Raw genomic sequence first — 13,386 nt, 5'->3', positions numbered from 1 at the left:
GCCAGCCTGAAAGGCTGGCTGCCATGCCCAAAGCCGCCAAGGGGTTTGCCCGAAGGGCAGGCACCTGCGGGTGCGGGAGAGCCTCCCCTGCCCCCACAGGTGCCGTTTGCTTAAGCGCGGGCTTCGCGGATCAGGCGCAGGATGTCCTGGGCCGCCTCCGGGATGTTGGTGCCGGGGCCGAAGATCGCCTTGACGCCCTTGCTGTACAGGAACTCGTAATCCTGCTGCGGGATCACACCGCCGCAGATCACGATGATGTCCTCCGCGCCTTCCGCCTTCAGCGCCTCGACCAGCTGCGGCGCGAGGGTCTTGTGGCCCGCGGCCTGGGAGGAGATGCCGATCACGTGGACGTCGTTGTCGATGGCGTCCTGGGCGGCCTCTGCCGGGGTCTGGAACAGCGGGCCCACGTCGACGTCAAAGCCGATGTCTGCAAAGGCGGTCGCAATCACCTTGGCGCCGCGGTCGTGGCCGTCCTGGCCCATCTTGACGACCAGAAGGCGCGGGCGGCGGCCTTCTTCCTCGGCAAAATCCTCGATCGACTTTTGGATCGCGGCAAAGCCCTCGTCGCCCTCATAAGCCGCGCCATAGACGCCGGCCAGGGTTTTGACTTCCGCACGGTGGCGGCCGAATTCCTTTTCCATCGCCATGGAAATTTCTCCGACTGAGGCCCGCGCGCGGGCGGCTTCGACTGCGGCTTCCAGAAGGTTGCCCTCGCCTGATGCGGCGCGGCGGGTGAGTTCGTCGAGGGCGGCCTGGCAGGCAGCCTCGTCGCGGATTTCGCGCATCTTTTGCAGACGTGCAATCTGCGCCTCGCGCACCGCGTGGTTGTCGACATCCAGAATGTCGATCGGGTCTTCCTTGTCCTTGCGGTACTTGTTGACGCCCACCACGACCTCTTCGCCGCGGTCGATCATCGCCTGGCGGCGGGCGGCGCTCTCTTCGATGCGCAGCTTGGGCATGCCGCTCTCGACGGCCTTGGTCATGCCGCCCATCTCCTCGACCTCTTCCATCAGCGCCCAGGCCTTTTCGACCAGTTCGTTGGTGAGGCTTTCGATGTAGTAGGAGCCGGCCAGCGGATCGACCACGTTGGTGACGCCGGTTTCCTCCTGCAGCACCAGCTGGGTGTTGCGGGCGATGCGGGCGGAGAAGTCGGTGGGCAGAGCGATGGCTTCGTCCAGCGCGTTGGTGTGCAAGCTTTGGGTGCCGCCGAGGACCGCACTCATCGCCTCATAGGCGGTGCGGATCACGTTGTTGTAGGGGTCCTGCTCCTGCAGCGAGACGCCGGAGGTCTGGCAGTGGGTGCGCAGCATCTTGGAGCGTTCGGACTTGGCGCCGAATTCGGTCATCACCCGGTGCCACAGGGTGCGGGCGGCGCGCAGCTTGGCGATTTCCATGAAGAAATTCATGCCGATCGCAAAGAAGAAGCTCAGGCGCCCTGCGAATTTGTCCACGTCCATGCCGGCATCCAGTGCCGCGCGCACGTATTCGCGCCCGTCAGCGATGGTATAGGCCAGCTCCTGCACCAGGTTCGCGCCGGCCTCCTGCATGTGGTAGCCGGAAATCGAGATGGAGTTGAACTTGGGCATCTCGTTCGAGGTGTATTCGATGATGTCCGAGATGATCCGCATCGAGGGCTTCGGCGGATAGATATAGGTGTTGCGGACCATGAACTCCTTGAGGATGTCGTTCTGGATAGTGCCCGCAAGCAGGGACTTGTCGTGGCCCTGTTCCTCGCCTGCGACGATGAAGGAGGCCAGCACCGGGATCACCGCGCCGTTCATGGTCATCGAGACCGAGACCTTGTCGAGCGGGATGCCGTCGAACAGGATCTTCATGTCCTCGACGCTGTCGATGGCCACACCGGCCTTGCCGACATCGCCGACCACGCGCGGGTGGTCGCTGTCATAGCCGCGGTGGGTGGCGAGGTCGAAGGCGACCGAGACGCCCTGCTGGCCCGCGGCAAGGTTGCGGCGGTAGAAGGCGTTGGATTCTTCCGCCGTGGAGAAGCCCGCGTACTGGCGGATGGTCCAGGGGCGGCCTGCATACATCGTGGCCTTCACCCCGCGGGTGAAGGGTCCGAAACCGGGGAGCGTGCCCATGTGGGGCAGATCCTTGGTGTCGTCTTCGGTATAAAGCGGCTTGACCTCAATGCCTTCCAGCGTCTGCCAGTTGAGGTCATCGACCGCCCGTCCGCGCAGCTCTTTCTCAGCCAGAGCCCGCCATTCGTCTTTGTTTGTCATCAGGTCTTCCTCTTGTCAGTGCGATACGGGGCGGGTTCGTGCCCGCCGCCTGTTTATCCGGGTCCTGTGCCAGCGCAGCGAGGCCGTCCGCCCCGCCCGCAAGCCACATCATGTCGTCGGCATAAGCCTCGCGCAGATATGCGGTCTGCGCGTCGTCGAAGGGGCGCCAGCGGCCTGTCCCTTCCGGCAGCTGGGCTGCTGCGGAGGACGGCAGGCTGGCGCGCAGGTCCTGCAGGCAGAGCGAGGCGTTCAGGCGCACCCGCGCGTGGGTGCGCGGCGCCTCAATGCCGGTGAGGGTCTCCAGCGCCGCCTCCGGCCGGGCGCCGAAGGTTTCAAACGGCAGCACCCGCAGGCGCACGCCGGGCATCGCGCAGGCAATATCGGTGATCACGTCGCGCCAGCTGCGCGGCGAATAGGCCAGCCGGTCGAGGCTGTTCGCCGTCGGCATCTTGTGGCCGCGCGCCACCGCATAAGCCAGCGCCGAGGTCCAGTAGCTGTCGAGGCTGCGGATCGAGAGCGCCACATCGGTCACCGCGCCGCCGAAAGCCTGGGCGAACCGCGCCATGCGTTCCCCGGCGCCGCTGTAGAGGTCGCCGAGGCGCAGGTTCTGGCGCACCGCGCCGATCATGTTTTCCTCGCTCACCAGCAGGTGGCGGATGCCCCGGTCGCGGCAGCCGGCCATCCGCATCTGCAGCCGCCCCTGAGCGCGTTGCACCGGGTCGCGGCCCGTCACCGGCACCGGGCCCGGCTGAATGCCGTGAAACAGGCCGTTGCGCGTGCGGTACGGGCCCCAGAAGCTGACGCCCTGCTTGTTCAGCCCCTGGGCATTCTGGCGCAGATATTCCTGAAAGGATGTTGTCGCGCAGCGGTGCGCGCCGGTATGAAGGATGACTTTCATCGTGTTACGGGACCTCTGCTGGAGGGCCGCAGGCCGCAGCCCGGTCAAGGGGAATTGCACAATCATGGCCGGCAACCCCTCATTATCCCGTTAACGATGATATTTTTTGCCCGTGTGCGGGTTTTCTCCGTCGCATTTGCCGCCGCCGCACATATATTCAACGGAACAGGAGAGATCATGAAAGCAATCCTATCCGTTGTTTTGGCAGGTTTTCTTCCGCTGGCGGCCGTCGCGGCCGATGGCAGCGCGCCTGAACTGATCCAGCCCGGGTACGATGGGGACCTGGAGGAATTCCAGTGGACGCACCGCCCGGTGGTGGTGTTTGCCGACAGCCCCGAGGACCCCCGGTACCATGAGCAGATCGAACGGCTGATGCAGGGCGCCGAAGCCCTGCGCGAGCGCGATGTGGTGGTTCTGACCGATACCGATCCGGCGGCGCGTTCTGCCTTGCGCAAGAAGCTGCGGCCCCGCGGGTTCATGCTGGTGCTGGTGGGCAAGGACGGCGGCGTCAAGCTGAGGAAGCCGCATCCCTGGACGGTACGCGAGCTGTCGCGCACCATCGACAAGTTCCCGGAACGCTTGCGCGAAGTGGAGGAACGGCGCGGCGGGTGAGCCTGGCTGCGCTGAACGTCTACCCGTTGCCGCGGACGTAGATCAGCGCCATTGCCTGCTTGTCCAGCACCACCATCGCGCCGGTTTCCGGCACGAAGACAAGGCTGGAGGCCGGATTGCGGATCGCCTGGTAATAGACTGACTTGACCAGATCGGTCATGCAGCTGACCCCTGCCAGCCCCGAATTCAGCACCCCCAGCCCCTGCGGCAGGTCGCGGGACATGATGTCCTCTGTTACCGCGTTGGGGGATTTTCCGGAGACCGCAAACATCACCGGTTTGCCCGCCTCCAGCATCTTCATGCCGGTGTTGAGAGAGCGCGCGCGGTCCACCAGCGAGGTGATGCGCGGATGTTCCGCCGTGTGAAACACCGCAGCGGTGCAGCTCATCGAGCTTTGGAAAAAGAACGTCTCCCCCAGCTCCACCCAGCCGGAGAGCCGGGCGCGCAGCGCCTCCTCCTCGTCCAGGGCACAAGCCGACAGGAGCGCCAGAGCGGTCAAAAGGCAGGTCAGAAGACGGATCATGCGGCACCTTGAGGTCGTCAAACGCCCTGAGTGTCGCGGAAATTCCTGAAGATTCGGTGCATGGCACCATGTGGTGCGGGGCAGGCACGGCAGCGGCGGCGGGAAAACCCGCCTGCCCGGCTGCATATGTGCCTGCCCCGCGGTGCATTATTCGAATTCCATGATCACATCGTCGACCGCCAGGCTGTCGCCCGCGGCGGCGTTGATCTTGGACACCACGCCCTTGCGCTCGGCGCGCAGGATGTTTTCCATCTTCATCGCCTCGACGGTGCAGAGCGCCTGGCCCTCCTGGACCTCCTGCCCCACTTCGACATCGACCTTCACGATCAGGCCGGGCATCGGGCAGAGCAGCATCTTGGAAGTGTCCGGTGCCACCTTCTCCGGCATCAGCTGCGCCAGCTCAGCCTGGCGCGGGGTGCGCACATGCACCTTGAGGTCGGCGCCGCGGGAGCGGATGCGGAAGCCCTGCGTCACCTTGCCGGTCTTCAGCACCAGGGTCTCGCCATTCACCTGCAGGGTGGCCAGCTGGTCGCCCGGCGTCCAGTCCGAGGTCACACGGTAGCTGCCGCCGCCCTCGAAATTGACGGTGGCGCCTTCGCGGTCGGCGTCGATCACCACGTTAAAGGACTGGCCCTGAAGGGTGACGACCCAATCAGTGCCGACCTTGCGCTCGTGGTTGTCCATCCGGCCGGACACGCGGGTGCGGCGGATTTCGGCAACCCGGTGCATTGCGGCGCAGGACGCCGCGATCTTGCGCAGGTCGTCGCTGTGCAGTTCGACCCCCTCGAAGCCCTCGGGATACTGCTCCTCGATGAAGGCGGTGGTCATCGAGCCCTCGATGAAGATCGGGTGGTCCATTACCGCCGACAGGAACGGCAGGTTGTGGCCGATGCCCTCTACCTCGAAGCTGTCGAGCGCGGTGCGCATGGCGCCGATGGCGTCCTCGCGGGTCGGCGCCCAGGTGCAGAGCTTGGCGATCATCGGGTCGTAGTACATCGAGATCTCGCCGCCCTCATAGACGCCGGTGTCGTTGCGCACGGCGGCTTCGCCCGCCGGTGCATCGCCCTGCCACTTGCCGTTTTCCAGCATCGGGCCTGCGGCGGTTTCCTGCGGCGGGCGGTAGCGGGTCAGGCGGCCGATGGACGGCAGGAAGCCGCGGTAGGGGTCCTCGGCATAAAGGCGGTTTTCAATCGCCCAGCCGGTGAGTTTGACGTCCTCCTGGCGCAGCGGCAGTTCCGCCCCGTCGGCGACGCGGATCATCTGCTCCACCAGGTCGACGCCGGTGATCAGCTCAGTGACCGGGTGCTCCACCTGAAGGCGGGTGTTCATTTCCAGGAAATAGAAGTTCTTGTCGCCGTCGACGATGAATTCCACGGTGCCTGCGGAGGAATAGCCCACAGCCTTGGCCAGCGCGACGGCCTGCTCGCCCATCGCCTTGCGGGTTTCCTCATCCAGGAAGGGCGACGGGGCCTCTTCCACGACTTTCTGGTTGCGGCGCTGGATCGAGCATTCGCGCTCGCCCAGATAGATGCCGTTGCCGTGCTTGTCGCAGAGCACCTGGATTTCGATGTGGCGCGGCTGGGTGACGAATTTCTCGATGAAGATCCGGTCATCGCCAAAGGAGTTCGCGGCCTCGTTCTTGGAGGACTGGAAGCCTTCGCGGGCCTCGTCGTCGTTCCAGGCGATCCGCATGCCCTTGCCGCCGCCGCCGGCAGAGGCCTTGATCATCACCGGGTAGCCGATCTCATTCGAAATCTTCACCGCCTCGTCGGCATCGGCAATAAGCCCCATGTAACCGGGCACGGTGGAGACGCCGGCCTCCTGGGCGATTTTCTTGGAGGTGATCTTGTCGCCCATCGCCTCGATCGCGCCTTTCGGGGGGCCGACAAAGGCGACGCCTTCGGCCTCCAGCGCCTCGGCGAACTTGGAGTTCTCGGACAGGAAACCATAACCCGGATGCACCGCCTGCGCGCCGGTCTGGCGGATCGCCTCCATCACCTTATCGATCACGATATAGGACTGGTTGGCCGGTGGCGGACCGATGTGGACAGCCTCGTCGGCCATCTGCACATGCAGGGCCTGCTTGTCGGCGTCGGAGTAGATGGCAACGGTCTTGATGCCCATTTTCCGCGCGGTTTTGATCACGCGGCAGGCGATCTCGCCCCGGTTGGCGATCAGGATCTTATCAAACATAGGCAGTCCCTTGTTTCTTGGTATTCCGGAATGCAAAACGCCGCGCCCGGGGCAAGCCCGGGCACGGCGTAAGCGCGATAGGATGTGCAGCCCCGGCGGGGCCGCTTTTCAGAGCTGCTGCGGCAGCCTCAGCATTTGCGGGGGTTTTGTTCGCAGTAAACAAGGTTTGCGGCAACGCCGACAGCGGCGCCGGTGACCAGGTTGGCGTCCAGCAGCGCAGCGCCTGCTGCGCCGGCGCCTGCGCCGTAAACGACCCGCTCGCCAGTGGTGTCGCCGCACGCCGCCGCCACGCCGCAAAGCGAGAGCGCCGCGATAAGAGATTTTGCCCGCATGTCCATGTTCCTTCTTCCGGGGACGTCAGTGTCCCTGCGGAATTTGCAGGCGGAACGGTCAGGTGCAACGGCGGAGAGACACGCCCCTTCACATGGGCGGAGGCTTGCCGCATCGGGGGGGGCGAATGGCAAGCTTCCGCCGCTGCCTGAAGGGGATAAAAGACGGGCAGGCCGCGGATGGGGTCGCGTACCTGCCCGTTCAGGCGAAGGGGCCGGAACAGATGCTCGGCACAGCAGCGTGGCTGCGCTGCTTGACTCACGATGCACGCCGCGGAGGCCGCTGTAAGCACAGGAAATGCGGGGCCGTTGATTTGGGCAGATTCCTGCTGAATCCCGCGGGCCGTGTGCAGATTCACGCCGACATAACGGTTGGCCCGGCGGCTGCTGGCGCGGCTGCGCAGCGGTGCTGTCACATAACCGTTACGGAGGCGGCGCGGATCAGAGCCAGCCCGGCCGCCGCTGCTGCGCCCGCGTGACCGGCGGGGGAATTGCGGCGCCAGGTTTTGCCGTGCAGCCAAAGGTTTGGCGGATGCGGTCACATCTGCGGGACCGCGTCGTGGGAATTCGTCACTTTTCCCGGCGCCCGCGGTCACGGTCACTCCCTTGGATGTCATTTCCCCTTGTTTGCCCCCCGTGAAAGCGTGGCCCGACACCACGCAAGGAGGAGGGATAACCCCATGATCAAGGTGCAAAAGGGGCGTTTCGCCCTGGCTGCCGCAGCGCTTGCCGGCAGCGCCGGGCTGGCCCAGGCAGACACGCAGTCCGAGCTGCAGGAGCTGCGCAACCGCGTCGAGGCCCTGGAGGCCGGTAACCAGCAGGTGACCGGCGCCTCCGGCGATTTCCGGCTGGGCAATACCGCGGTCGACATCTACGGCTATGCCAAGGCCGATTTCTATTACGACTTTGATTTCACTCAGGGCGATACTGCATTTGTGAACAATATCGGTGAGCCGGTAAACGCCACCGGCGGCGAGTTCGGCGCCACCGTGCGCCAGTCGCGCCTGGGCATCCGCACCACCACCGAAAGCGATATCGGCACCCTGCGCGGGCAGCTGGAATTCGACCTGTTCGCCTCGGGCGGCCGGTCCGAACTGCGGCTGCGCCACGCCAATATCCAGATCGGCGATCACTGGACCTTTGGCCAGACCTGGACCAACTTCATGCCGTTGGGCCAGTACCCTGCCAGCGTGGAGTTCAACGGCCCTGTCGGCATCGCCTTTGCCCGCGTGCCGCAGATCCGCTACAGCAACAGCTTTGGCGGCGGCTTCGATTACAGCTTGTCGCTGGAGGAAAACAGCTCCTCGTCCAGCGATCCGGTGTTCACCGCGGCCGCGCAATACAGCAAAGACCTGTTCACCGCGCGGATTGCCGGGCTGACCGGCACCATCGAGAGCGGCGGCGCTGAAGCGGATCAGACCGGCGTCACCCTGTCCGGCGCGGTCACCCCCTGGGAAGGCGGACTGTTTCAGGCCACTTACGTCGACGGCGAAGCCCTTGGGCCGCTGCTGATCGGGGTTGGCGATGCCATTGTTGGCGGTCAGGCCAATGACGTCGAGGGTTACACCCTCGAGTTCCGCCAGGACATCGGCGAGAAATGGAATGTCGGCATCGGCTACGGGCGCGAGGATTACGACCTGCCGACCTCGACCGGCGCGCTGTCCTTTACCGAGCTGGAGACCATTCACGTCAATGCGTTCTTCAGCCCGACCGACAATCTGACGCTGAGCGCCGAGTACATCTTTGGCGGGCGCAACGACACCGTCTCCGGCAGCACCTTTGACGGCGACCGGGTCCAGCTGGCGGTGCAGCTGGACTTCTGAGCGGCGGCCCGCCCCGCAGCAGCGCCCCCTGCCCCGCAAGGAAACTTGCGGGGTTCCCGGGGTGCTATGCGTGCGGGGCGCCCGCATCAGCTGAACGCCTCCGGGAAAGAGGCGCGGGCCACGGATTCGTCAATGACCAGCAGTGCCTCATAGCTTTCGGGATCGAAGGGTTCTTCGGCCGGGATCACCTCGCGGCCGAACAGCCAGCTAAGACGGCCGGCATCAAGGTTGCCGCGTTCAAACGGCTGGTCGCCGAATTGCTCCCACAGCGCCTGCATGAACGTCTGGTCGACGCGTTTGTCGACGTTCTTGCGGTCGCGGAAGCGCTCGCGCCGGATCAGCGGCGTGGCCCCCTTGGGGTTGGGGCGGCGGATGGTGAATTGGAAATCAGTGCCGGGCATACGGCCCGGGAACCCGCGGTGTTTCAGCATTTGGGTGCCTCCGGTCCGGCACCCCACGGGGCGGCGGGGGCCGGCCGCAGGGCCGGACCCCTGTAGGGATTAGTTGTACTTGCCGGTGAATTCCGGCTCTTGCGAGACCGGCTGCGGCTCAACCACGACGAATTCTTCTTCCTGCTGGGCGCAGGCGGTAACAGCGGCCAGCAGGCCAGCCAGGGCGATAAGCTTGATGCTCTTGGACATTTCTGTCTCCTGATAAAATTTGTGAAACCTGCGGGGGCTGTGCCCGCCGCCTGCCTCAACCTCAATGCGAAGGCAGTCAACCAACTGCCCGTGCCGAGGATAGCCGGGTTTACATCCGAGTCACATGCAAATCGCGGCAATTGGCAGCGCTGTGGCTGCAATGCCGCAAGTTTCCGCCGATCTGAGCTTTGCCCCGCAAGATATTGTGGACGCATCAGAAAGCCTCCCACATGCAGGCCGTGCCGTCGGGGCGGTAGGCTTCAAAGAACTGGGTCGCTTCCGGATCCTGCACGCCAAAGGGCACCTCCCGGTCCGAAAGCGAGATCACCACCCGCGCGGCCGTCATTCCGTGTTCGGCCAGATAGGGCAGCGCCAGGGTGCCGCACAGGTGATCCATGTCGGGGGCCGCGGTGTCATAGCTGACGGTGCCGGTGCCGCGGGCGATCTGCGGCGCCAAAAAGCGGAACCTGGCCCAAGTCTGGTCCGGCTGGCCGGGTGCTTCGTCCAGCAGCACTTCGGCCAGGGTCACCGGCTGGCCCGAGGGCACGGCGATGGCGTCCGCGGCCAGCGCGGCCTGGGCAAAGAGCGCAAAGGGGATGGCCGCCAGATATCCGCAGCCCCGGCCCCCGGTTACCCGGGCTCCTCCGGCCGGAGCTGCAGGCGCTGCGCAAGTCGCGCGCGCTGTCTGATATCGTCTGGAGCGGATCATGACGCTGATTCGCTCTTCATGTCAATTTTTGCCGCGAATCTGTGCGATTCCCTCGCATCTGCCCGGGAATCACGCAGTGCATTCCCCTGCCCCCGGCCGGCATGGCGGATCCAGCGGGCGCGGCTGGCGGGGTTTTCCAGAACCTCAGCGATCTGCCCGGCGGCATTTGAAGGCACCCGGCCCGTCACTTGGCCGCCAGCGCGCACCTTGACCCCCTGCCCTTCAGCGGCAATTTCCACCACCGGGGAGAAGCCGCGCAAGGATTGCAGGCGCCGCCACATATCCTGACGGATCTGATGCGCCAGCCGCAGCGGGTCGCCGGCGGGCAGCACCGTTTCCGCCGCCACGTCAAAGCGCGCAGGCAGGCGGCGCGACAGCGTCAGGCTGCTGTCTGTGCGGGTGATATGCCAACGGCTGCGGGTCAAGCTACCGGATCCCTCTTCATCTGGCTTAAAAATATCCTCGGGGGTGCGGGGGCAGACAGCCCCCGCTGACACATCCGCTGTTACAGCGGGATGTTGTCGTGCTTTTTCCACGGGTTCTTCAGCTGCTTGCCCCGCAGGGAGGCAAAGGCGCGGCTGACCCGGCGGCGAGTGGACTGGGGCATGATCACCTCGTCGATGAAGCCGCGCTCGGCCGCCACGAAGGGGTTGGCGAAGCGGTCTTCATACTCCGCAGTTTTCTGAGCGATCTTTTCGGGATCGTTCAGATCGGCGCGGTGGATGATCTCGGTGGCGCCCTTGGCCCCCATCACCGCGATCTCGGCGGTCGGCCAGGCATAGTTGAAGTCGCCGCGCAGGTGCTTGGAAGCCATCACGTCATAGGCGCCGCCATAGGCCTTGCGGGTGATCACGGTGACCTTGGGAACGGTGGCTTCGCCATAGGCAAACAGCAGCTTGGCGCCGTGCTTGATGACGCCGCCGTATTCCTGGGAGGTGCCCGGCAGGAAGCCCGGCACGTCGACGAAGGTCAGGATCGGGATTTCGAAACAGTCGCAGAACCGCACGAAGCGGGCGGCCTTGCGGCTGGAGTCGATGTCGAGGCAGCCCGCCAGCACCATCGGCTGGTTGGCGACGACGCCCACGGTCTGGCCCTCAAGACGGATGAAGCCGGTGATGATGTTCTTGGCGAAATCCTCCTGGATTTCGTAGAAGTCACCCTCGTCCGCGACCTTGGTGATCAGCTCCTTCATGTCATAGGGGCTGTTGGGGTTTTCCGGGATCAGGGTGTCGAGGCTGGTCTCGATGCGGCCGGGCTCGTCAAAGAACGGGCGCACCGGCGGCTTTTCGCGGTTGTTGAGCGGCAGGAAATCGACCAGGCGGCGAACCTCGGCCAGGGCTTCCACGTCGTTTTCAAAGGCGCCATCGGCGACCGAGGATTTACGGGTGTGGGTGGAGGCACCGCCCAGTTCCTCAGCCGTAACCACCTCGTTGGTCACGGTTTTCACCACATCCGGGCCGGTCACGAACATGTAGGAGGTGTCCTTGACCATGAAGATGAAGTCGGTCATCGCCGGGCTGTAGACCGCCCCGCCCGCGCAGGGGCCCATGATGACAGAGATCTGCGGGATCACGCCGGAGGCCATGATGTTGCGCTGGAAGATCTCGGCGTAGCCTGCGAGCGCGTCGACGCCTTCCTGGATGCGGGCGCCGCCGGAGTCGTTGATGCCGATCACAGGCGCGCCGTTCTGCACCGCCATGTCCATGATCTTGCAGATCTTCTGGGCGTGGGTCGCGGAGACCGAGCCGCCCAGAACTGTGAAGTCCTGGGAGAAGACATAGACCTGACGGCCGTTGATGGTGCCCCAGCCGGTCACCACGCCGTCACCCGCCGGCTTGTTGTCTTCCATGCCGAAATCGGCGCAGCGGTGGCTGACGAACATGTCGAATTCTTCGAAGCTGCCCTCGTCCAGCAACAGCTCGATCCGTTCGCGGGCTGTCAGCTTGCCGCGCCCGTGCTGTGCATCGATGCGGCGCTGGCCGCCGCCCAGCCGCGCGTCCTGGCGGCGGTCTTCCAGCTCGGAAAGAATGTCTTTCATGGCACATGTCCCCTGTAGATTTCACCGGGACCATATATTGCGCGCGCAGCAAGCCAAAGGTAATTTTCGCAAATTTGCAAACCGTTTGCATATGATGTTAGCAAACCTGAAAATCAGCAAAGTCCGGCCATCCTTTGCCCGCTGTGCGTCGCTAGCCGGACAGCGGGGTCAGGCGGCTTTTGCGATATCCGCCATTTGCCGCAATGCTGCCGTCAGCGGCGCCTTGACCGGAACGGAAACGCCAAAGGGGTTGTCCTCGACCATTGTGATCACCGGATCATCCTTGAGGAACTTGAGGTACGCGGCGATCTGGGCCAGCAGCGCCTGCGCCGCTGCCTTGCGGGCGTCGCCGGTGGCAGATTTCATCTCGAACAGCGCTTTCATCAGGGCGGTCTGATTGCCGTCGGTGACACCCGCCAGCCCGGCATCGGCAATCTGGGCCAGCACCGGGTGGTTCTGCGCCTTGAGCGCGTCCTGCAGGCTGGAGACGCCGCGGTCGACGTCCTCCTTGGCGGCCTGCCAGATTTCCATCGGGTCGGCCTGCGTCTGCTCCGCCTCTGCCGGGGCGTCCAGGGCAGCGATCAGCGCCTTCAGCCCCTCCGCGGCCTCCGGCAGGGCGCCGGATTTGAGGCTGGCGGCAATGGCCCGGGCCTGCTCGGCCAGCGGTGCGGCCTGCTCCGGCGGCAGGGCCTTGATCCTGGCTGCCTGCGCTGCCAGCAGCTTGCTCAGCTTGGCAGCCTGCTCTGACTGCGCGGGGGCCGGTTTGGGCTGCGCCTGAAGCTTGGCAAGCGCGGCCTCCAGCCGGTCGAGCCGGGCGGCACAGCCGTCATGGTCGCCCTGCCGAAGCAGCTTGGCGCTGGCCTTGATCTCCGGCGCGAGCTTGCCCGCCAGCTCCGGATTGCCCAGCGCCTTGACCGTTTCCGCGGCGGCGGCGATGCGCTGTTTCAACGCTGCCGCCGCGCCATCGTCCGCCTGTTCCGGCGCGCTGGCTTCCAGCGCCTCGGCTTCGTCATCCGGCAGGCTGTCCTCGTCAATGATGCTGCCGTCGGGGCCGACCAGCACCGGCTTGAACTTGACCATGCCTTCGGTTTTGAACTTCTTCTTCAGCTGCTTGACGATGCCCTTGAGCGGCTTTTCCGGCTGCAGGAAAACCTCGTTTTCCTCCACCCGCAGGGTGCCGAAACAGGTTTTCTTGATCCCCCGCATCTTCTTGAGGTCGCCGCGCAGTACCTTGCCGGGCTTGCGCAGGTCGATCATCAGGCCACAGTTTTCCGGTTTGCCCGCCAGCCCGAAGGCAAAGGGCAGCTCCTTGCCGGAAGCCTTGGACTTTTTCAGGAGCTTCAGGACGGCGTCGGAATCAAAAGCCTGGTCTGCCATGGT

Annotated in this window: 13 protein-coding genes; 2 read left to right on the top strand and 11 right to left on the bottom strand. The window is 65.0% G+C overall.

Going from position 1 to position 13,386, the window contains the following annotated elements; genetic code table 11:
- Positions 1 to 110: 110 nt before the first annotated feature.
- Positions 111 to 2,240 (bottom strand): methylmalonyl-CoA mutase, encoded by a 2,130-nt coding sequence (scpA, locus tag AC5STI_RS01865; RefSeq protein WP_495445384.1) that lies wholly within the window; start codon positions 2,238 to 2,240, stop codon positions 111 to 113.
- The gene (locus AC5STI_RS01860; RefSeq protein WP_490398560.1) at positions 2,206 to 3,138 is read right to left on the bottom strand and encodes a hypothetical protein; all 933 of its coding nucleotides are present in this window, start codon (positions 3,136 to 3,138) and stop codon (positions 2,206 to 2,208) included. Before AC5STI_RS01860 ends, scpA begins: the two co-directional genes overlap by 35 nt.
- A 177-nt stretch (positions 3,139 to 3,315) precedes the next feature.
- Here AC5STI_RS01860 and AC5STI_RS01855 point away from each other — a divergent pair, with 177 nt between their 5' ends.
- Positions 3,316 to 3,750, top strand: a complete 435-nt coding sequence (locus AC5STI_RS01855) for a DUF4174 domain-containing protein (protein ID WP_475051032.1) — start codon at positions 3,316 to 3,318, stop codon at positions 3,748 to 3,750.
- A 19-nt stretch (positions 3,751 to 3,769) separates the two neighbouring features.
- Here AC5STI_RS01855 and AC5STI_RS01850 read toward each other — a convergent pair whose 3' ends face one another.
- From AC5STI_RS01850 to AC5STI_RS01840, 3 genes are all read right to left on the bottom strand, one after another.
- The gene (locus AC5STI_RS01850; protein ID WP_490398561.1) at positions 3,770 to 4,273 is read right to left on the bottom strand and encodes a hypothetical protein; all 504 of its coding nucleotides are present in this window, start codon (positions 4,271 to 4,273) and stop codon (positions 3,770 to 3,772) included.
- 147 nt (positions 4,274 to 4,420) lie between these two features.
- Positions 4,421 to 6,466, bottom strand: a complete 2,046-nt coding sequence (locus AC5STI_RS01845; protein WP_495445383.1) for an acetyl-CoA carboxylase biotin carboxylase subunit — start codon at positions 6,464 to 6,466, stop codon at positions 4,421 to 4,423.
- A 128-nt stretch (positions 6,467 to 6,594) separates the two neighbouring features.
- Positions 6,595 to 6,798, bottom strand: coding sequence for a hypothetical protein (locus AC5STI_RS01840; protein ID WP_495445382.1), 204 nt, complete (start codon positions 6,796 to 6,798; stop codon positions 6,595 to 6,597).
- Positions 6,799 to 7,475: 677 nt separating this feature from the next.
- On the opposite strand from AC5STI_RS01840, the gene AC5STI_RS01835 reads away from it, so the two are divergent.
- Positions 7,476 to 8,618: a DcaP family trimeric outer membrane transporter gene (locus AC5STI_RS01835; protein WP_495445381.1), complete on the top strand. Its 1,143-nt coding sequence runs from the start codon at positions 7,476 to 7,478 to the stop codon at positions 8,616 to 8,618.
- An 86-nt stretch (positions 8,619 to 8,704) separates the two neighbouring features.
- Here AC5STI_RS01835 and AC5STI_RS01830 read toward each other — a convergent pair whose 3' ends face one another.
- The 6 genes from AC5STI_RS01830 to AC5STI_RS01805 form a co-directional block, all read right to left on the bottom strand.
- Positions 8,705 to 9,049: a hypothetical protein gene (locus AC5STI_RS01830; protein ID WP_495445380.1), complete on the bottom strand. Its 345-nt coding sequence runs from the start codon at positions 9,047 to 9,049 to the stop codon at positions 8,705 to 8,707.
- A gap of 69 nt (positions 9,050 to 9,118) precedes the next feature.
- On the bottom strand, positions 9,119 to 9,259 hold the full coding sequence (locus AC5STI_RS01825; protein WP_008556504.1) for a hypothetical protein: 141 nt from the start codon (positions 9,257 to 9,259) through the stop codon (positions 9,119 to 9,121).
- A gap of 214 nt (positions 9,260 to 9,473) precedes the next feature.
- Positions 9,474 to 9,968: a DUF6497 family protein gene (locus AC5STI_RS01820; RefSeq protein ID WP_495445379.1), complete on the bottom strand. Its 495-nt coding sequence runs from the start codon at positions 9,966 to 9,968 to the stop codon at positions 9,474 to 9,476.
- On the bottom strand, positions 9,965 to 10,393 hold the full coding sequence (locus AC5STI_RS01815) for a hypothetical protein (protein WP_495445378.1): 429 nt from the start codon (positions 10,391 to 10,393) through the stop codon (positions 9,965 to 9,967). The genes AC5STI_RS01820 and AC5STI_RS01815 overlap by 4 nt, the downstream gene beginning before the upstream one ends.
- An 80-nt stretch (positions 10,394 to 10,473) precedes the next feature.
- Positions 10,474 to 12,006: an acyl-CoA carboxylase subunit beta gene (locus tag AC5STI_RS01810; protein WP_475051019.1), complete on the bottom strand. Its 1,533-nt coding sequence runs from the start codon at positions 12,004 to 12,006 to the stop codon at positions 10,474 to 10,476.
- A gap of 168 nt (positions 12,007 to 12,174) precedes the next feature.
- Entirely contained in the window at positions 12,175 to 13,383 is a 1,209-nt protein-coding gene (locus tag AC5STI_RS01805; protein WP_495445377.1) for a hypothetical protein, read from the bottom strand.
- Between the last annotated feature and the right edge of the window lie 3 nt (positions 13,384 to 13,386).

It is taken from the genome of Leisingera sp. CC-HEC096, from assembly GCF_059429235.1.
This window is presented reverse-complemented; position numbering and strand designations above follow the sequence as displayed.